At 69.8% G+C, this 19910-nt stretch carries 13 protein-coding genes; 3 read left to right on the top strand and 10 right to left on the bottom strand.

The features are described 5' to 3' along the window. Positions 1–117 precede the first annotated feature (117 nt). The 7 genes from ACG00Y_RS04690 to ACG00Y_RS04660 all read right to left on the bottom strand — a co-directional run bounded on the left by ACG00Y_RS04690 (position 118) and on the right by ACG00Y_RS04660 (position 11388). The gene (locus tag ACG00Y_RS04690) at positions 118–1161 is read right to left on the bottom strand and encodes a GGDEF domain-containing protein (RefSeq protein ID WP_394476456.1); all 1044 of its coding nucleotides are present in this window, start codon (positions 1159–1161) and stop codon (positions 118–120) included. Positions 1162–1166: 5 nt separating this feature from the next. After that, positions 1167–7232 carry an Hpt domain-containing protein gene (locus ACG00Y_RS04685; protein WP_394476454.1) on the bottom strand — a complete coding sequence of 2022 codons (6066 nt, stop codon included), beginning with the start codon at positions 7230–7232 and terminating at the stop codon, positions 1167–1169. A gap of 181 nt (positions 7233–7413) precedes the next feature. Continuing rightward, positions 7414–9780 (bottom strand): methyl-accepting chemotaxis protein, encoded by a 2367-nt coding sequence (locus tag ACG00Y_RS04680; protein ID WP_394476452.1) that lies wholly within the window; start codon positions 9778–9780, stop codon positions 7414–7416. A 68-nt stretch (positions 9781–9848) separates the two neighbouring features. After that, entirely contained in the window at positions 9849–10379 is a 531-nt protein-coding gene (locus tag ACG00Y_RS04675; protein ID WP_394476451.1) for a chemotaxis protein CheW, read from the bottom strand. A 17-nt stretch (positions 10380–10396) separates the two neighbouring features. After that, complete coding sequence (locus tag ACG00Y_RS04670) at positions 10397–10762, bottom strand: response regulator transcription factor (RefSeq protein ID WP_394476449.1); 366 nt, start codon at positions 10760–10762, stop codon at positions 10397–10399. Between the two features lie 23 nt (positions 10763–10785). After that, positions 10786–11175: a response regulator gene (locus ACG00Y_RS04665; protein WP_394476447.1), complete on the bottom strand. Its 390-nt coding sequence runs from the start codon at positions 11173–11175 to the stop codon at positions 10786–10788. Between the two features lie 60 nt (positions 11176–11235). After that, positions 11236–11388: a rubredoxin gene (locus ACG00Y_RS04660; protein WP_394477485.1), complete on the bottom strand. Its 153-nt coding sequence runs from the start codon at positions 11386–11388 to the stop codon at positions 11236–11238. Positions 11389–11571: 183 nt separating this feature from the next. Between ACG00Y_RS04660 and thiD the strand changes: the two genes are divergently transcribed. Genes thiD through mpl form a run of 3 tightly spaced genes read left to right on the top strand, consistent with a single transcriptional unit; the run spans position 11572 to position 15208 of the window. Beyond that, positions 11572–12513 carry a bifunctional hydroxymethylpyrimidine kinase/phosphomethylpyrimidine kinase gene (thiD, locus tag ACG00Y_RS04655; protein ID WP_394476445.1) on the top strand — a complete coding sequence of 314 codons (942 nt, stop codon included), beginning with the start codon at positions 11572–11574 and terminating at the stop codon, positions 12511–12513. A gap of 18 nt (positions 12514–12531) precedes the next feature. After that, positions 12532–13818 carry a glutamate-1-semialdehyde 2,1-aminomutase gene (gene hemL / locus ACG00Y_RS04650; RefSeq protein ID WP_394476443.1) on the top strand — a complete coding sequence of 429 codons (1287 nt, stop codon included), beginning with the start codon at positions 12532–12534 and terminating at the stop codon, positions 13816–13818. A 28-nt stretch (positions 13819–13846) separates the two neighbouring features. Further along, positions 13847–15208, top strand: a complete 1362-nt coding sequence (gene mpl, locus ACG00Y_RS04645; protein WP_394476441.1) for a UDP-N-acetylmuramate:L-alanyl-gamma-D-glutamyl-meso-diaminopimelate ligase — start codon at positions 13847–13849, stop codon at positions 15206–15208. 166 nt (positions 15209–15374) lie between these two features. On the opposite strand, the gene ACG00Y_RS04640 is transcribed toward mpl, so the two are convergent. From ACG00Y_RS04640 to ACG00Y_RS04630, 3 genes are read right to left on the bottom strand one after another with little or no spacing between them, the layout of a single operon-like run. After that, positions 15375–16742: a TolC family protein gene (locus ACG00Y_RS04640; RefSeq protein WP_394476439.1), complete on the bottom strand. Its 1368-nt coding sequence runs from the start codon at positions 16740–16742 to the stop codon at positions 15375–15377. A gap of 49 nt (positions 16743–16791) precedes the next feature. After that, positions 16792–18126, bottom strand: a complete 1335-nt coding sequence (locus ACG00Y_RS04635; protein ID WP_394476437.1) for an HlyD family type I secretion periplasmic adaptor subunit — start codon at positions 18124–18126, stop codon at positions 16792–16794. Next, on the bottom strand, positions 18113–19909 hold the full coding sequence (locus ACG00Y_RS04630; RefSeq protein WP_394476435.1) for a peptidase domain-containing ABC transporter: 1797 nt from the start codon (positions 19907–19909) through the stop codon (positions 18113–18115). The genes ACG00Y_RS04635 and ACG00Y_RS04630 overlap by 14 nt, the downstream gene beginning before the upstream one ends. Position 19910: the final 1 nt, after the last annotated feature.

The raw sequence follows: 19910 nt of genomic DNA, 5'->3' as shown, positions 1-19910 counted from the left end.
ACTGGACCACCCTCGGGCATCTGCGACGCGCCCGTTATGGGGAACAGCCAAAGGCTATTGCGCTCACCACAAAAAAGCAAGCCGCAGTTTGCGTCCGACTAACCCGTTAGGACCGGGTCAGAACAGCTCGGCGTCGCTGTTGTCGTGCTGGACCGCTTCCTGGATGACGCCGCTGGCCACCAGGGCCGCGTAGTTGTGCACCTGGTTCCGGCCATGTCCCTTGGCATGATAGACCGCCTTGTCGGCGCGCTCGAAGGCGGTCGCCGGCCCGTCGCCGCGGCGCACTTCGGTGAAGCCGATGCTGACCGTGATGCGGCCGACCTGCGGGAAGGCGTAGCGCTCCGTGTTCAGCCGCAGACGCTCGAAGGCCTCGCCGGCATGGATCTCCTCGTCGCAGCGCATCAGCACGACGAACTCCTCACCGCCGAAGCGGTAGAGCATGTCGTGGAAGCGGAACGAGCCGCGCATCAGCCTTGAGAGCAGCAGCAGCACCTCGTCGCCGATCAGGTGGCCGAAGCGGTCGTTGACGGTCTTGAAGTGATCGATGTCGATGACGCCCAGCACATAGTGGGGCGTGGCCGTGTCGTGGCGGCGGTCCTCGGCCTCGTGCTTGGCGTCGGGCCGGGCGGGGATGTCCGACAACACCTTCAGGAAGCTCTCGTCGAAGGTCTTGCGGTTGAGAAGGCCGGTCAGCGTGTCGCGCTCGGAGTAGTCGAGCAGGCCCTGGAAGTTGTGATAGATCCGCAGCACGCTGCTGACCATGCGCTGCGCGCCCGTGCCGAGCCGGCGTGTGGACAGGATCTCGATGACGCCGATGACATCGCGATCGGTGGCGATAGGGAACAGGTACAGCCACTGCCCCCCCTGGGCCACCTGCGTGACGCTGCGGGTGCGCATGGCCTCCAAGCGCAGCGGGTGCGTGGCCACCAACGGCAGCGAATCGGGCTTGGCCCACAGCGGGTCGGCCGTGGCGACGGCGTCCCCGGCGCGCAGGTGGGCGCGCGTCAGCCAGCGCTCATGGCCCGGCTCGCCCACCGTGCGGTAGATCGCGGCCGACTCCGGCTCCAGCAGGTCACGCAGCGCCATGACCAGCGTGACGTCCATGACGTCGCGGTCACGGAAGCCGGTCAGCTCGGCGAGGTGGTCGACAACCTGGGACATGGTGTTCAGGCCGCGATGGCCTGCCGGGTGTACTGGCGAATCAGGCCCAGCAGGTGTTCCTCGTCATAGGGCTTGCCGAGGTAGTGGTCGACGCCCAGCTGGGCGGCGTAGTCGCGGTGCTTCTGCGCGATGCGGGACGTGATCATGATGACAGGCAGGCCGGCCAGGCGCCCGTCCGCACGCATGTTGCGCACCAGGTCGAAGCCGTCCATGCGCGGCATCTCGATGTCGGACAGCACCACCGACGGCAACTCATCGCCCGACAGCTTCTCCATCGCATCCAGGCCGTCCTTGGCGAGCAGCACGCGCAGGCCCACGCGCTCCAGCAGGCGCTGGGTCACGCGGCGCACGGTCAGCGAGTCGTCGACGACCATGACCAGCGGCGCCAGCTGCAGCTCCTCGGCCTCCGGTGCGACCGGCGTGTGCTCGGACATCTCACCGCGCGCCGCCGCGAGACGGGCCTGGGCGTCGGCGCCGTACCAGTCGGCCAGGGCCACGACGTTGTAGATCAGCGCCACATCGCCCGAGGCCAGCAGGCTGATGCCGGCAAGACCCGGCACGCGATTGAGCTGGGCGCCCAGGTTCTTGACGACGACTTCCTGGTTGCCGACGACTTCATCCACGTGCAGGGCCAGCGCCGCCTGGGCGCTGCGCACCAGCACGACGGGTGCGTGCTTGCCATGCGTGTGGCCGCGGCCACCGTGGCCGAGCAGGCCGCCCAGCCAGTAGAACGGCAACTCGGCGCCGCCGTGCTGCAGCTTGCCGGTGGCATAGGCCGCCTCGACGGCCTCGACCGGCACGCGCTGCACCGATTGCATCAGCGCCGCCGGCACGGCGACGACCTGGTCGGCGCTCTTGAGCAGCACGACTTGCGTCAGCGCCGTCGTCAGCGGCAGGCGCAGCAGGAAGCTGGTGCCCTTGCCGGCGGTCGACGTGGTCTCGATGCTGCCGCCCAGCGTGCCGACCTCGGCGCGAACGACGTCCATGCCGATGCCGCGGCCGCTGAGCTCGGTGATCTGGCCGGCCGTCGAGAAGCCGGGCGCGAAGATCAGCCGGCGCAGCTGGGCCTCGTCGGGCTCGGCATCCGCCGAGATCAGGCCCAGTTGCAGGCCACGCTCGCGGATGCGGGCGAGGTTCAGGCCGGCGCCGTCGTCGACGAAGTTCAGCAGCACTTCATTGCCATGCTGGCTGACCTCGATGCGCAAGGTGCCTGCGGCCTCCTTGCCGGCGGCGGTGCGCACCTCGGGCATCTCGATGCCGTGGGCGACGCTGTTGCGCAGCAGATGCTCGAAGGCGCCTGCCGTGCGCTCCAGCACCGAGCGGTCCAGCTCGGTCTGGCCGCCGGTGATCTCCAGCTTGACCTGCTTGCCGCTGTCGCGCGCGGCCTGGCGCACGACACGGTGCATGCGCTCGCCGATGCTGTCGAAGTCCACCAGGCGGGTGCGCAGCAGGTCGTCCTGCAGCTCGCGCGTCAGCCGGGACTGTGCGGCCAGCTCGTCTTCACCGGTCTGCACGTTGCGGCTGAGCGTGCGCTGCAGCGTGGCCACGTCGCCGACCGATTCGGTCAGCATGCGGGTCAGTTCCTGGAAGCGGGTGTAGCGGTCGAACTCCAGCGGGTCGAACTCGCGGCCGCCCTGCTGCGCCGCTTCCTGCTGGGCGTGCATCTGCGCCTCGGCCTGCAGGTCCAGCTCGCGCAGCTGGGTGCGCAGGCGCTCCAGGTTGTCGTCGAGGTCGAGCAGCGCGCCCTTCATCTGGACCAGTTCGGACTCCATGCGCGCGCGCCGGATGCTGACCTCGCCGGCCTGCGTGGCCATGCGCTCCAGCAGGCTGCCGCGCACGCGCACCAGGGCCTGGCCGATGGCCAGGTTCTCGCCGGCGTCGGCCACCTCGCTGGTGTCGGCAAATCGCGCCCAGTCGATCTCGCGCACCGGCTCTGGCGCGGCCTCCTCGGCCAAGGGCGTGACCGTGGCAAAGCGCGCCAGCGGTTCGGGCCCGGGCGCCAAGGGTTCTGCGACCACGACGGCGGGAGCCGGGGCAGCCACAGGGGTTGGCGCCGGCACCAGCACGGGTGCAGGCGGCGCGACCACGGCCACCGGCGCGGCCGGGGCCTTCAGGCTGCGGCCCAGTTCCTCGAAGGCATGCTCCAGCACGTCACCTTCATGCTGCAGCGCGTGGAGCTGCTCGGCGTCGGCGGCCCCGGCGCGCAGCAGCGCCTCGATGGCCGATTCCAGGTTGTGCGCCTGCTCGCCCAGGCGCATGGCGCCGGCCAGGCGGGCGCCGCCCTTGAAGGTGTGCAACGCGCGCATGCAGGCGTCGGAGCGACCCAGGTCGGCCGGCTCGGCCAGCCAGTCGCGCAGCGCGCCGTGCAGGTCCTGCAGCAGGTCGCGGCCTTCTTCTTCGAAGATCGGGTAGAGCTCGTGCTCGATCGCGTCGGGCAGGCCGGGTTCGGGCTCCGGCTCGACGGCGGGCACGGCAGCGATGACTGGCTCGGGCTCGGCGATCGGCTCGGGCTGGAACGCGGTGTCCGGTTCGGGTTCAGGCAGCGCCGCAGCTTCGGTCTCGCGTGGCGGCTCGTCCAGCGGCAACAGCGCTGCCGGCTCGGTGTGGCCCGCATCCCGCGCCAGGAAGTCGTCGAGATCGCCGGCCACGGTGTCGTGCAGCGAGCCGGAGCCCGTCATCGGCTCTTCCTGCGGCTGGTAGGCATGCAGGCGGGCGATGACCTCGGCGTCGTTGGGCTTCAGGAAGCCAGCAGCGAACTGGTGCAGAAGGCGGCGGATGTCGTCGGCGGCGCGGATGAAGAGTTCGGCGTCTTCGGTTTCGTAGCGCACGGCGCGCTGGGCGCGGCCAAGCGCGTGCTCCAGCTCGCGTGCCAGGCTGGACAACTCGTCATGCCCCACCGTGCCGGCGTTGCCGGCCAGCGCATGGGCCTGCACCTCGCAGCTTTGCGGCACGGGCGGGCTCATGCCGACCGCCCATTCGGCCAGGCCGACGGACAGCTTGCGCGACAACTCGTCGGCCTCGTTCAGGAAGATGTTGAACAGCGCGATGCTGATGCGCAGCGGGCCGATGAGCTTGTAGCCCTCTTCCGGGTCCAGCGGGTCCAGCGGGTCGAACGCGTCGGCGAGGTCGGCGCTCTCGGCAACGGCAACGGCCGGGGCCGGCTCGAACACGGGTTCGGGCTCGTCGGGCTGCAGCGCCGGCAGGACCAGCGTCGTCTCCTCGGGCTGCTGCGGTGCCTCGCCGGCAGGCAGCGGCTGGGCTTCGGCAGCGGGCGGCTCGTCCAGGTCGAGTTCGAACCTGAAGTTGGCCAGCGTCTCCTCGTCCGCCATCTCCACCGCCTGCGGCAGGGGCATGGGCTCGGTCGGCGCGTGGTGCGGCGCCGGTTCGTCAGCGGCGGCGCCGAGGTCCAGCGTGTGCTCTTCGTCGGGCAGCACGAAGCGCGCCGCCACGGCGGTGTCGGCGTCGGCGCTGGCGGGCTCCGGCTCGGACAGGTCGAGCATGAAGTCCGGTGCCAGCGGCTGATCGACATCGCCCGGCGACGCTTCGGTGATGTCGAGCACCTCGGGCAGCGGCAGCGGCTCGGCGGCGTCGATGGCGCCTTCAGCTGCGGCCTCGGGCTCCAGCGGCAGGTCAATGGCCGCCGGAACATCGGGAGCCGATTCGGGCTCGACGAGCGGCAGGCGCTCGCCGCGCAGGCGCAGCGCATCGGCGCTGAGGCGCAGCGGCTCGGGCGAACTGTGGCCAGGCTGGTTGCCGGCGATCTGCTCGCGCCAGTGGGCGAAATAGTCCAGCGCCTCGGCGGTGAAGCCGGCCAGCGCCGCGTCGGCCTGCGGATGGGCCTCGGCCAGGCGGGTGTTGAAGAGCTGCTCGCAGGCCCAGGCGCCTTCACCGAAGTCGGTCAGGCCGACCATGCGGGCGCTGCCCTTGAGCGTGTGGAAGGCGCGGCGGACGATGGTGAGCTGGCCCGGGTCGGCCGGCGCCTCGCGCAACGCGGCCAGCGCGGCGCGCGCGTTGGCAATGACCTCGTCGGCCTCCTCCAGGAAGATCTCGCGCATCTCCGGGTCATCGGCGACGCTGGGTTCGAACGCGGCGGCAGGCGCGCGTGCGGGCGCGGGCGGCGGCGCAGGAGCCGGTTCGGGCGCGGGCTCCGACAGGTCGAGGTCGGGCAGGCTGAGGTCGGGCAGGTCCAGCGTGGCCAGGTCGATGCGGAGCGGCTGCGTGGTCTCGTGCGAAGACGGGGCCTCGCGCGGCTCGTCATCCAGGTCGATGTGGAAGCCGCTGGCCTCGAAATCGGGCAGTTCGACGGCGCCTTCATGGCGGCCCATGACCGGGTCGAGCCGGCCGCTGGCATCGTCGAAATGGAACATGCGCTTGGCCAGGGCCGGCTGCACGCTCAGCATGTCGATGAGGAAGCCCAGGGCGCCCAGGTTGTTGGCCAAGCGCTCGAAGACGTCGCGCGCGCCGGGGCGGTCGAAGTCGATCTCGGTGCTGGCCAGGCTGTCGACCTCGTCACGCATGCGCACGGTGGCGAGGGCTGCCTGGTCCAGGCCCAGCACGCTGAGCACGCCGCGCATGGCCTGCAACTGGCCGGGCACGGGGATGAGCAGCTCGCGCTGCGTGGGGCTGCGGAAGTACTCGTCGCACTGCCGCTCGATCTCGGACAGGCTGGCGCGCAACTCGTGCACGACGCTGCCCAGCGTCTGGCGGTCGGAGACGCGGCGGTAGAGGTCCTCCATCCAGCCTTCCAGCGGCTCGGCCGGCTGGCCGTGGCCCACGGCCTCGACGCGGCGCGCCAGGCGGCGCACGCGCTCGGCCTGTTCGGGCTGGTCGAAGGCGGCGTCTTCCAGCGCGGCCTCGACGTACAGCAGGCTGGTAGCGACTTCCATCGCCAGTGCGGGCGGCGGCGTGCTGCGCGAGCGCAGCGTCGCGACGACGGCGCGCTGCAGCGTCTGGGCCAGCACCTCGCCGCTGGGGAACAGGCGGGTCAGCGATTCGGCCAGGCCGGCGAACTGCTCGTCCAGGCTGGTCAGGCGGTGCTGGTCGCCCTCGGCGGCGCTGGACCAGCTCTCCTTGGCGGCCATGACGCGGCGCTTGGCCTGCACGACCCAGGCAGGGTCGATGCTGCCGAGGCTGGCGTCTTCATAGTCGCCGGCATGTTCGTCGGTCAGCCGGTAGGCCTCGTGCACGGCCTTCAGGCGCGGGCCGGCGCCCTGCGTGACGCGGCATTGCGCGCAGAAGAACAGCAGGTCTTGCGCGAGGCGCTCGCGCTGCGGGTCGTCCTGCTCGCCGCGGCCCACGAGACGCAGCTCATGCAGCAGCTTGGAACCCAGGCGCTTGGTGTAGGCGTCGTTGCGCAGCAGCTTGAGCGCCTGGCCTTCGAAGACGGCGGCGGCCAGTTGCCACAGCGTGCGGCCCTGGCCGGCGGGCAGCGCCGCCGCGAGGCCGGCACACAGGCCGGACAGGTTGGCCGCATGGGTGGGACTCGGCTCGCGCATGTGGCGCAGCAGCGCCGACTCGAACGGCGCGCGCACGGCGTCGGGCGAGCGCGGCAGCACGCCGGCCTCCACGGCCAAGCTGCGCCAGGACCAGTCGTAGGGCCACAGGTCGGCCGGATGGATGCGCTCCACGCGGTTGAGCTGCTGCAGCGCGCGGTAGCTCGGGTAGAGCGCCAGCGCGGAGGTCTTGCTGCCGGCCAGCAGCCGGGCGACGTAGGCCAGCAGCGCGAAGTCGGCGCGCTCGATGGTGTCGACGGCTGCGGCCTCCACTTCCAGCGGCCGCTCGGCCAGCCAGGCGACCGCAGCCTCGGCGGCGCGCAACACGGCGGCACCGGCCGGCAGCCCGACCAGCGACAGCACGCCGCTGACCTGGTGCAGCTGGGCGGCGGCCTGCTGCAGCGGCAGACTGGGCTGCGCGTCGGACCCGAAGGCCGTGACGCGGTTGTCGTTGCCGTCGCGCACGAGGCGGCGCAAGGTCTTGTGCACCGACTCCAGCGAGCGGCGCAGCTCTTCCTGCACCCAGGCCAGTGGGCTCAGGTCGGCTGGGAGGTCGGGATCTCGCAGGGCGCTGTCCATCAGTTGTGCACTCCGCAACCACAGCGCAAGCACATGGCGGGCCGAGCGCCGGGCCGCTCCCAAGCCGGCCCGAGATGGCGATGTGCATGCGGCTCGATGCCGCGTGCATCGCCGTCCCCTCGGGGGACCGACCGGGCTTGCGCGCGTTCAGCGGCGCGAGACTGGGCGAGGGGCTTCATGTTCAGGCGACCTTGAACCGCGACACAGATGCGCGCAGCGCCTCGGCGGACCGCGACAGCTCATGCACCATCTGCGCCGTGGAGCGCGTGCCCTCCGAGGTCTGCTCGGTGACGGCGAAGATGTGCTGGATGTTGGACGCCACCTCGTTGGCGTGTGCGGCCTCGCGCTGCGCCTCCGAGGAGATGCGGCCGATCAGGTCGTCCAGCTGGCGGGACACGCGGTCGATGTCTTCCAGCGCCTTGCCGGCCGCGTCGGACAGCTGCGTACCTTCCACCACACCGCGCGTCGAGCGCTCCATGGCGGCCACTGCGTCGTGGGTGTCGGTCTGAATGGTCTTGACCAGCGCGGCAATCCGGCGCGTCGCGTCGCCGGAGCGTTCCGCCAGTCGCTGCACTTCTTCCGCCACCACCGAGAAGCCGCGGCCGGCTTCACCGGCGGACGCGGCCTGGATGGCGGCGTTCAAGGCCAGCACGTTGGTCTGCTCGGTAATGTCCGAGATCAGCTCGGTGATCTCGCCGATTTCCTGTGACGACTCGCCCAGTCGCTTGATGCGCTTGGAGGTTTCCTGGATGGAGTCGCGGATGGTGTTCATACCCGCGATGTTGTTCTGCATCGCGGCCAGGCCTTGCTCGGCGGCCTGCCGGCTCTGGCGCGCCACGTCGGCCGTCTGCTGCGCCTGGGCGGACACGTCGGTAATCCGGCTCGCCATACCCAGCACGGCCTCACCGGTGGCGCGAATCTCGTGCAGCTGCTCCTTCGAGGCGGCCAGCAGGTCGGTGGAGGTCTGGTCCACCGCGCCGGTCGTGTCCGTCACGCGGGCTGCCGTCGCCTGCACCTGGCCGACGAGGTTGCGCAGCTCTTCCACCGTGTAGTTGACCGAGTCGGCAATCGCGCCGGTGATGTCTTCGGTCACCGTGGCTTGCTGCGTCAGGTCACCTTCAGCGACGTTGGCCAGCTCGTTCATCAACCGCAGAATGGCCGCCTGGTTGGCGTCGTTGACGCGCTTGGCTTCGGCTTCCTCGGACTCGGCACGCTGCTTCTCGGCTTCGGCCTGTTCCGCACGGCGGCCCTGGTCGGCCAGGTACAGCAGAAGGAAGCCGACCGACCCGCCCAAAAGGGCCAGCACAGACGCCGTCAACAGCAGGCCCAGGCCCCAGCCCGCGCCGCCGGACTCTTCCAGGCCGGACGCGGCCTGCTCCAGGCCTTTGCGCAGCGGCTCGGAGTCGTTCAGGATGGCCGTCTGCGCTTCACGTGCCGCCACCAGGCCTTGCAGGTTGTCCAGAATGGCCTTGGCGCGCGTGCGCGTCTCTTCGTACTGCGACAGCAAGGTCTGCAGCCGTTCCTTGAGCTGCGGGTCGCGCGCGGCGTTCAGGCGCAGCTCGGGGCTGCCGTTGATCAAGGCCTCGGTGATGAGCTTGAAGGAATTCAAGTCCTTGCCGAGCAGGAACACGGCTTCGGGGCTGACGCCTTCCTGCGTCAGGAACTCGTTGGCGCTCTTGCCGATGCGCTGCGTCAACATGACGAGCTGGCCGACCGCCGAAACCTCGCCTGCGGAGGCGCCGATCTGCAGCGCCTGGGAGGACACGGCCTCGGCGCTTTCGAGCAGGTCGCTGGACTGGCGGTTGATGGCGCGCAGCGCCTGGCCGACCTGGGTCAGGATCTTTTCCTGACCCTGCACGACCTTGCCGTTCTTCTCGGCGCGCTCGACCAGCGGCTTGAGGGCCTCCAGCGTCGGCTGCACGTCGGAAGGCGCGATGGCCAGTTGGCCCTCACCCGTGCGCAGGTTGGTGACGACATCGCTCAGCGTGCCCACCGATTCGCGCAGTTCCGCGAAGGCGGCCTGGTTGCCCACCAGCGCGGCGGACACGGACTTGGCCATGCGCTGCGAATGCATCAGCGCCTGGCCGGTGGCGCGCACCTGCGCGGCGCTGCGGTTGGAACTGTTCAGCACCATGACGACCGAGGCCACCGTGCCGACGATGCCCAGGGCCACGAGGCCGGTCAACACGCGCTGGCGATGGCGGTTGAAGAGCTGGCCGAGCTTCTCGGCGCCGGTGGCGGGCTCGGCCGACAGCAGCATCGTCGGGTCGGCTGCCTGTGTGGTCTGCGCGAAGTTCAGCGAGCTGGCGGGGAACTCGCTGTTCGGGCCCGGCTCGGTGGGCACGGCCGCCGAGATGATGGAAGGGGGCTCTTGCCGCACGAGGGTCTCGGGGCGGGGCAGCTCCACACCGGCCAGCGTCGTGTCGGCGGTGCGGGTCGTGTCGAACACGGCGCCCTGCGAGTCGATGGTGGTGTCGATGCCTTCGCGACCCGCCAGCGGCGGCTCGTCGGCTTCGGACTTTCCCCTGATCTTGTCCAGCAGGCTCATCTCAACCCTCTTCCTTCGGTGATTGTGGTGTCCGCATCCCAGCGCGGACAGGGGCTAGTAAACGCGCGTCACGCAACGATGTGCAGGAAGTTCTCCTGCCTGGCCAGCGCTTCGAGATTGATCACCTGCCAGTGGCGGCCAGTCTCGTCGCGCCGCAGCGCGCCCGCAAAGCGCGGTCGCGGCCCGGCAGGCTGCTCAGGCGCGAGCGGCAGTTGCTCGTCGCTGCGCAGACCGGCGAGGCGGTCCACGAGCAGTGCGCAGTTCAGGTTCAGCTCGGCGCTCAGCGACACCAGCCGCGTCTGCGGCGACGCGATGCCGCGACCAGGCGCCGCGTCCCGAAGGCCGAGATAGATGGCCAGGTCGACGACCGTGAACAGACCGCCACGCAGGTTGGCCACGCCGGCCAGCCAGGGCTTGGCATAGGGCACGGGCTTGATCGGCACAGGCGCGAAGATTTCGCTGGCCTGCTTCAGCGAGAACAGCAGGCCGACACCGGCGCACTCGACGGCCAGCCAGTTCGCGATCAGCGTCGTTTCACGCGCGGCCATGCGCTCGGCCAAGCGCTGTTGCAGTTCACGCAGGGCGGTCTTGTTGGCCATGTGAGCGCCTTGCGTCTTCAGCCGAGGGCTTTGATCTTGGCCAGCAGCTCTTCTGCCTTGACCGGCTTGACGACGTAGTCGCTGGCGCCCTGGCGCATGCCCCAGACGCGGTCGGTCTCCTGGCCCTTGCTCGTGCACATGATGACCGGCACACCCATGAAACGCTCGTCACGCGTGATCGCGCGGGTGAGCTGGAAGCCGTTCTGGCCGGGCATGACGACGTCCATCAGGATCAGGTCGGGCTTGGCCTCGGCCAGGCGCTTCATCGCCTCTTCGCCGTTCTCGGCCGTGCGCACGCTGTAGCCGCGCTTGATCAGCATCTCGGAGAGAGCGTGTAGTTCGGTCTTGGAATCGTCGACCAGCAGGATGTTGTGGATGCTCATGGCTTTTCTCTCAGTAAGGCTTCTCAGGGCCGGTGCTGCAGCACGGCTTGAAGCAACTGGTCCTTCGTGAAAGGCTTGGTCAGGTAGTCCTGCGATCCCACCATGCGCCCGCGGGCCTTGTCGAAGAGGCCGTCCTTGGACGACAGCATGATCACCGGCACGCCGGAGAACTGCGGGTTGCGCTTGATGATGGCGCAGGTCTGGTAGCCATCCAGGCGCGGCATCAGGATGTCGCAGAAGACCAAGTCGGGATGGAAGTCGCCAAGCTTGGACAGGGCATCGAAGCCGTCCTCGGCCAGGGCAACCTCGTGCCCCCCCTGCTTCAGGAAGATCTCGGCGCTGCGGCGGATGGTGTTGCTGTCGTCGATTACCAGGACCCGCGTCGGGCCGGCACTGGAAACTTGCTCGTTCAAACCTTGTCTCCTCGGAGCTTCAGCTCGGGTCCGGGCCTAGTCGGCGGTTGGCAGGGCCGGTCAGATGCGCACCATCTCGAAATCTTCCTTGCGCGCACCGCAGTCCGGGCAGGTCCAGTTCATGTCCACATCGGCCCACTTGGTGCCGGGCGCAATGCCATGCTCCGGGTCTCCCGTCTCCTCGTCGTAGATCCATCCGCAGATCAGGCACATCCAGGTACTGGGTTCGCTCACGTGTCTCTCAGGGTTTGCTCACTACAATCGACTCATTCTAGCCAGGGCCCGAGAGCGCAATGCTGAGGGCAAACGCCTGTGCCCAGGGCGTCTGAAACGCCCAATTAGCGGCAGACTCCACGCTTTGCGGCAGCTCTTCGGCCGCGACCGCCACGACCTCCCATGAGCCCAAATCCCCTCTCCCCCGCCCCCGAGGTTGACGCACCACAGGACGAACAGGAAAGCCCGCCGCCGGCCTGTGTGCTGAGTTTCAACGCCAGCGACGCCTCCGGCGCCGGTGGTCTGGCGGGCGACATCGCAACGATTGCGGCCATGGGCGCGCACTGCCTGCCCGTCGTCACCGCCATCGTGCTGCGCGACACGGCCGAGACCTTCGAGCACGAGACCCTGGACCCCGACACCGTCGCCGAGCAGGCCCGCCACATCCTCGAAGACGTGCCCATCACGGCCTGGAAGGTCGGCTTCCTTGGCAATGCCGAGGCGGTCAGCGCCGTCGCCGAGGTGCTGAGCGACTACCCGGACGTGCCGCTGGTGACCTACCTGCCCTCGGTGGCCTGGATCGACGAGGACGACCAGCAGCAATACCTCGACGCGCTGCGCGAGCTGGTGCTGCCGCAGACGGTCGTGCTGGTGGGCAACCATAAGACACTGACCGACTTCCTGCTGCCCGACTGGGACAGCGAGCGCGCGCCGTCGGCCCGCGAGCTGGCCGTGGCCGCTGCCCAGTCCGGCGCCCAGCATGTCCTGGTGACCGGCATCCAGCTGCCCAACCAGTTCGTCGACAACGTGCTGGCGAACGCGCAGGGACCGATCGCCGGCGAGAAGTTCGAGCGCTTCGAGACGTCGTTCGTCGGCGCGGGCGACACGCTGTCGGCAGCGCTGGCGGCGCTGTTGTCCGTCGGAGCTGAGCTGCACTCGGCGGTCAGCGAGGCACTGTCCTTCCTGGACCAGTCGCTGGACGCGGGCTTCCGCCCCGGCATGGGCAATGTCGTGCCCGACCGCTTCTTCTGGGCCCTGCCGCCGGCCGACGAGGAAGACGGCGAACCGGGCTTCGAGGAGCCCGAACCCGAGCCGTCGCCCAAGATGCCGCGGCGCATGCACTAAGCCTCATCTCCTTTTCTCATGGCCAGCAATACCGAGCTCTTCGAACGCGCCGCCCGCGTGATCCCCGGCGGCGTGAACTCGCCCGTGCGCGCCTTCCGCGCCGTCGGCGGCACGCCACGCTTCATCGCCCGCGGTGAAGGCGCCTATATCTACGACGCCGAAGGCCAGCGTTATGTCGACTACATCGGCTCCTGGGGGCCGATGATCCTGGGCCACGGCCACCCGGCCGTGCTGGAGGCCGTGCAGAAGGCGGCCGTCGACGGCTTCTCCTTCGGCGCGCCGACCGAGCGCGAGATCGAGCTGGCCGAGGAGATCCTCAAGCTCGTGCCCAGCATGGACCAGGTGCGCCTGGTCAGCTCGGGCACCGAGGCGACGATGAGCGCCATCCGCCTGGCGCGCGGCGCCACCGGCCGGGCCAAGTTCATCAAGTTCGAGGGCTGTTACCACGGCCACACCGACGCGCTGCTGGTGAAGGCCGGCTCGGGCCTGGCCACCTTCGGCCACCCGACCAGCGCCGGCGTCACGCCCGGCGCGGCCGCCGACACGGTGGTCCTGGAATACAACAACGTCGAGCAGCTGGAAGCGGCGTTCGCGCAGTACGGCAGCGAGCTGGCCTGCGTCATCGTCGAGCCCATCGCCGGCAACATGAACTTCGTGCGCGCGTCGCGGCCTTTCATGACGGCGCTGCGCCAGCTGTGCTCCCAGCACGGCGCACTGCTGGTGCTGGACGAGGTGATGACGGGCTTCCGCGTCGGCCTGGGTGGCGCGCAGGCGCACTACGCCAAGCTGATCCCCGGCTTCGCACCCGACATCTCGGTGTTCGGCAAGGTTATCGGCGGCGGCATGCCGCTGGCGGCGTTCGGCGCGAAGCGCGAGGTGATGCAACACCTGGCACCGCTGGGCGGCGTCTACCAGGCCGGCACGCTGTCGGGCAACCCGGTGGCCACGGCCTGTGGGCTGGCGACGCTGAAGCAGATCCAGCAGCCCGGCTTCTTCGAGGCGCTGTCGGCCAAGACCCGCCAACTGGTCACCGGCCTGAAGACGGTCGCCGACGAGAACGGCGTACCGTTCAGCGGGGACAGCGAAGGCGGCATGTTCGGCTTCTTCCTGATGCCGGAACTGCCGCAGAACTACACGACGGTCATGACGACGGACAAGGACCGCTTCAACCGCTTCTTCCACGCCATGCTGGATGCGGGCATCTATCTTGCTCCGGCCTTGTACGAGGCGGGCTTCGTGTCGGCGGCCCACAGCCAGGCTGACATCGACGCCACGCTCGCGGCCGCGCGCACCGCCCTGCGCTGACTTCTGGCGCCCCTCGGGGCCGAACGACATGCATCTCCACATCCTCGGCATCTGCGGCACCTTCATGGGTGGCCTGGCGGCGCTGGCGCGCGAGGCCGGCCATCGCGTCACCGGCTGCGACACCAACGTCTACCCGCCGATGAGCACGCAGCTGCAGGCGCTGGGCATCGAGCTCATCGAAGGCTTCGCTGCGGAGCAACTGGAGTTCAAGCCCGACGTTTTCGTCATCGGCAACGTCGTCACGCGCGGCGAGCGCTTCCCGCTGATGGAAGCCATCCTCGACGCCGGCCTGCCCTATGTCTCCGGCCCGCAGTGGCTGGCCGAGCATGTGCTGCAGGGCCGCCATGTGCTGGCCGTGGCCGGCACGCATGGCAAGACGACGACGACGTCCATGCTGGCCTGGATACTCGAACACGCCGGCAAGCAGCCGGGCTTCCTCGTCGGCGGCGTGCCGCAGAACTTCGGCGTGTCGGCCCGCGTCGGCGCGGGGGCACCGTTTGTCATCGAAGCCGACGAGTACGACACCGCCTTCTTCGACAAGCGCAGCAAGTTCGTCCACTACCGGCCGCGCACCGCCGTGCTGAACAACCTCGAACACGACCACGCCGACATCTTCCCGGACCTGGCCGCCATCGAGACGCAGTTCCACCACCTCGTGCGCACGGTGCCGGCCACCGGCCGCCTCATCGTCAACGCCCGCGAGGAGGCGCTGCAGCGCGTCATCGCGCGCGGCTGCTGGAGCGAGGTACAGCGCTTCGGCGCCAAGAAGGAAGAGGCCGGCATGCTGCGCGCACGCGGCGAGCCGCAGGCCTTCGACGTGCTGCGCGGCAGCCTGAAGGTGGCCCGCGTCGAATGGGGCCTGATCGGCGAGCACAACCAGCTCAACGCGCTCGCTGCGATCGCGGCGGCCGAGCATGTGGGCGTGTCGCCCGAGCAATCGGCTGCGGCGCTGGCCGAGTTCCAGAACGTGCGCCGGCGCATGGAACTGCGCGGTGAAGTGAACGGCATCAAGGTCTATGACGACTTCGCTCATCACCCGACGGCCATCCGCACGACCGTCAATGGCTTGCGCCGCCGCATCGCGCCAGTGGAGCGCATCCTGGCCATCTTCGAGCCGCGCTCCAACACGATGAAGCTGGGCACCATGAAGGCGCAGCTGCCCTGGGCGCTGGAGGAGGCGGACCTGGCCTTCTGCAACCAGCAGGGGCTGACCTGGGACGCCAAGGAGGCGCTGGCGCCGATGGGCGCGCAGGCCGTTGTCGGCGCGGATGTGGACGCGCTGGTGGCCGCCATCGTCAAGGCGGCGAAGCCGGGCGACCATCTGCTGTGCATGAGCAATGGCGGGTTCGGCGGCATCCACGACAAGCTGCTCGCGGCACTCGCCAAATGAAAGAAGCCCCGCAGTGCGGGGCTTCACACCTGACGATCAAGCCGCCGGCGTCACCTTGCGCAGCAGCCGGATGCGCAGCTCGCATAGCTGCTTCGCAACGACCGGCGACGGCGCGCTCGGCCCAGGAGAAGGCGATGACGTCGTCGCTGAGGCGGCCCTCGACGCCTCAGCGCAGGATGGCCGCCGCGTCCGGGTTAAAGGGCTTGAGCGGCAGCGCAAAGCTGCCGTTCTCCAGCCCCAGCGTGGCTGGCGTCAGTGCACCCATCGCGGCCAGCAGGCGGTAGCTGGCGAGCACGGAGTCGTGCATGGCGTTGATGCGGTTGGACAGCGCGCCGTAGTACTCGACCTCGGCGTCCAGCACAAAGATCACCGTCTCGCGGCCGGCGTCGCGCAAGCGCTTGCGGCTTTGCATCACGTCGTAGGAGATGGCGGCTGCGCCCTCCAGCAGTTCCTCGCGTTCGCGGCCGTTGGTGAGCTGGTTCCAGGCCACGCGCACCGATTCGGCCAGGCGGTTGTTGACGGCCGCCTCGCGCTCCACCAGCGCCTGGTGGTTGGCATTGGCGGCGGCCACGCGGTTCTGCGTCTCGAAGCCCGAGAACAGCGGCCAGGTCACGCGCAACAGCAGCGATGACTCGTCACGGCGGGCCAGCGCGTTGGCGTTGACATCCTTGAGCTGCGCAGCGACCAGGTCGACCGAGGGCATGTAGGCCGCGCGTTCGACGCGCGCCTGTGCCTGCGCCTTCTGCGACTGCAGCACCGCCTCCTTGGCGCGCGGGCTCAGCTCGCGGGCCTGCGCCAGCGCTTCGTCCAGCGTCTTGGGGATGCGGTCGTAGAAGATGCCCACCTGCTGCAGGCGGCTCACGTCAGGCTCGCGGCCAAACACCTGCTGGTAGTTCGCCACCGCTTCGCGCAGGCCTTGCGCGTAGAACACGCGGCGCTCCTTGACGAGTTGCAGGCGCACGCGTGCGGCCATCGCGTCGACCGCAATGCCGCCGCCACGCTCCACGCGGGTGTTCTCCAGGTCCAGCTGCTGCTGCGTGGTCTCCTCGTTGCGGCGCGCCAGCGAGGCCAGCGTCAGGTAGCGGGCCATCTGCACATAGGCCGTCACGCCCTCCAGCAGCACGTCCTGCGTGGTGCTTTGCAGGTTGCTGTCCTGCAGTTGCACGTCCACCCCCGCCGCAGCCACCGCCGCATCGGTGCGGCCGCCGGCATAGAGGTTCTGCTCCACCACCAGGCCGGCCTTGCGCCGGTTCAGTTCGGTCTCGATGGCCGGCGTGATGTTGCCGTTGCTGTAGCTCTGCGTCTTGATGGACTCGCGGCCGGCGTCGGCGCTGAGGTTGATGCGCGGGTAGTAGCCGGCCCGCGCGGCGGCGCGGCTCCTGTCCGACGACTGCACCGACAGGCGGGTGGACTTGAGCAGGGGGTGCTCGACCATCAGGTTGCGCAACTCCTCGTCCATGGGCCGGGCGAGGGCGGGTGACGCCAGCATCTGGGCGATGGAGATGGCCAGCAGGGCCTTGGGTACACGTCCCATGTCGTTTTTCCTTTGATGTGCGGATCGATGCGAAGAATCGGGGCGGGCTTCAGACTTCCCTGAAGGCCTCGTGCTTGAGCTTGAGTACGGGCTTGATCAGCATCCAGAAGATGGACTGCGAGTCGGCATGGATGTCGACCTCACCCACCATGCCCGGCGTGATCGGCAGGTGGCCGGCGGTGCTGCCCAGCCAGCTCTTCTTGGTGCTGATCGTGACGCGGTAGAACGGGTGTTCATCCTTGCCCGCGTCGGTGTCGGCGGCGATCGCGGTGACCTTGCCTTCCAGGCCGCCGAAGCGGAAGAAGTCGTAGGCCGAGATCTTCACCAGCGCCGGCTGGTTCAGGCTCACGTAGCCGCGGTCGGCCGGGTTGAGGCTGACCTCGATGACCAGCTCCTCGCCCACCGGCACGATCTCCATGATGGGCTCGCCCGGCTTCACCACATTGCCGGCGGACTGGTAGCGCACATTGCGCACGATGCCGGCGATGGGCGCGCGGATGATGGCGCGGCTTTCCTGTGCGGTGGCGCGGCTCAGCTCCTGGTCGAGGCTGGTGAGCTTGCGTTCCAGCTCGCCCAGTTCGTCGGCCGCGCGGCGCCGAAAGCGCGCCTCCTCCTCGCGGCGCCGGCCGGCCGATTCGGTCTGGCCCGCCTGCGCGCCGGGGATGGCCTGCGTCGTCATCGCCACCTCGCCCTTGAGGCGCTCGACGGCGGCCTTGCGCTGGAAATGGTCCAGCTGCGAGGCCAGCTTGTCCTTGACCAGCTCTTCCGACACGGCCAGCTCCTGCTGCGCCAGCTTGAGGCTGGCGTTCAGCGAGGTCAGCTTGGCCTGCAGCTCGGCCACGCGCTGCGAGCCCTGCGAGCTCTGGCCACTGAAGGCTTCCAGCGCGCCGGCGAGTTCCTCGCGGCGGGCCCGGTAGGTCGAGCGCTCGGCTTCGGCCACGGCCGGATAGCTGTTGCTCAAGTCTTCCGGAAAGCGCGGCGCCGTGCCCTGCGACTCGGCCTCCAGCCGCGCCTTGGCGAACTGCAGCGCGGCGCGACGGGCCGCCATCTCAGACAGGTTGATGCCGCCGGTCGCCAGGTCCAGCTCCACCAGCGGATCGCCGGCCTTCACCGTGCTGTTCTCGCGCGCCACCAGCCGCTTGACGATGCCGCCCTCCAGATGCTGGACGACCTTGACCTTGTCCTGCGGCACGACCTTGCCCGGCGCGGTGACGACCTGGTCCACCTGGCCGATGAAGCACCAGCCCAGCGCGGCCAGCATCAGCAGGGTCAGCCGCTTGTCGGCACGCCGCCAGACGGGCGGGCCGGCGCGCTCGACCAGGCTGTCGAGGCGGTCGGGCGGCGCGGCCGCAGCGGGGGGCGCAAGCGTGTCAGGCGTTTTCAAGATGCGGGTCCGGTTGCTTGTGCTGGGCCGGCTGGGCTGCCGGCTTGGCACGCTGTGCAGCGAGTGCGGCCAGCACCTGGCGCGCCGGGCCGGCGGCGCTGATTCGGCCCTTGTCCAGCAGCACCACGCCGTTGCACTGGTTGAGCACGGCGATGCTGTGCGTGACGGCCACGACCGTGTGGTCGGCCGCGAGGGCGCGCAGCGTCTGCAGGAAGGCCTGCTCGGCCTCGTGGTCGAGGTCGGCGGTGGGCTCGTCCAGCAGCAGCACCGGCGGGTCGCGCAGCAGCACCTGGGCGATGGCGATGCGCTTGCGCTCGCCGCCCGAGAAGCGGCCGCCGCCCTCGCCCACCTCGGTGGCGTAGCCGTCGGGCAAGGCCATGATGAAGTCGTGCGCGCCGGCCCGGCGGGCGGCGGCGATGACGAGCTCGTCGTCTATGCCCGGCTCGGCCAGCGCGATGTTGTCGCGGATGCTGCCGGAGACCAGCTGCACCTGCTGCGGCAGATAGCCGATCCAGCGCGACAGGTCTGCCTGCGAGAACTGCGCCAGATCACCTTCGTCCAGCAGCACCCGGCCCTCGCTCGGCGCATACAGGCCGCGCAGCAGCTTGAGCAGCGTGCTCTTGCCGCTGCCATTGGCGCCGATGACTGCGTGCAGGCCGAACGGCCCGATCTGGCCCGACAGCGCCTGCAGCTGCGGCTGCGTGCTGCGCGGGTAGGTGAAGCCGGCACCGTCCAGGCGCAGCGCGCCTTGCGGGCGGGGCAGCGCGATGCCGGTCTCGCTGCGGTCCTGGGCCGTGGCGAACAGCGCGTCCAGCCGCTTGCGGGCGGCCATGAACTGGCCGATGGACTGCCATTGCCCGACCAGCTGCACCAGCGGCGCGACCATGCGGCCGGCCAGGATGTTGGCGGCGATCAGCGCGCCCATGGTCATCAGGTTGGCCAGGATGGCCAGCGCGCCGAAGCCGGTGGTGACGACCGAATTGATCGTCGTCATGCCGTGGGCGATGTCGCGGTAGTGGTCGGAGGCGCGGCTGCGCGTCAGCGACTCGTCCATCCAGGCGGCGTACTGCTGCTCCCAGCGCGCATGGGCGGTGGCGCCGGCGCCGGCCGTCTTCAGCAGCAGGCGCGCGCCGGCCAGCTCGGCGATGGCCGCATCGCGGCCGATCAGCTTGGCCCGCTCGGCCTCGGCCGCACTGCGCGTGACCCGGCCCGAGCGCCAGGCCAGCACCATGAAGGCGGCAATGGTCACCAGCGCCAGCGGCAGCAGCGGCCAGGCGATGACGGCCAGCAGCGCCAGCGACAGGAACAGGAAGGGCAGATCGATCAGCAGCAGCGCGGTGGCGCCGGCGCAGGTGGCGCGCACCAGCTCGATGTCGCGGAACACCGTCTGCCAGTAGGCCGGCGGGCGGCTCTCCAGGACCAGCGCGGGCAGGTTCATCAGGCGCTGGAAGGCGCGCCGCGCGATCTGCGCCTCGATGCGCACACCGACGCGCTGCAGCAGCTGGGCGCGGCCGGCGCGCAGCACATGGTCGAAGGCGATGGCGATGAACATGCCCACCGTCAGCGCCACCAGCGACGAGTAGCCGGCATGCGCCACGACGCGGTCGTACACCTGCAGCGCGTACACCGCCGAGCCCACGGCGATGAGGTTGATCAGCAGCCCCAGCGTCAAGGCCTGGCGGTAGGCGGGCCGCAGCGGTTCCAGCAGCTCGCGCAGCCAGTCGGCCTTGGGCGGTTCGGCGGCGCCGGTCGCGGCAGGCGCCGGCTCCTTGTCACTCCACATG

The sequence above is a fragment of the Pelomonas parva genome, from assembly GCF_043555835.1.
In the GTDB taxonomy this organism is placed as follows: Bacteria; Pseudomonadota; Gammaproteobacteria; order Burkholderiales; family Burkholderiaceae_C; genus Pelomonas; species Pelomonas parva.
This window is presented reverse-complemented; position numbering and strand designations above follow the sequence as displayed.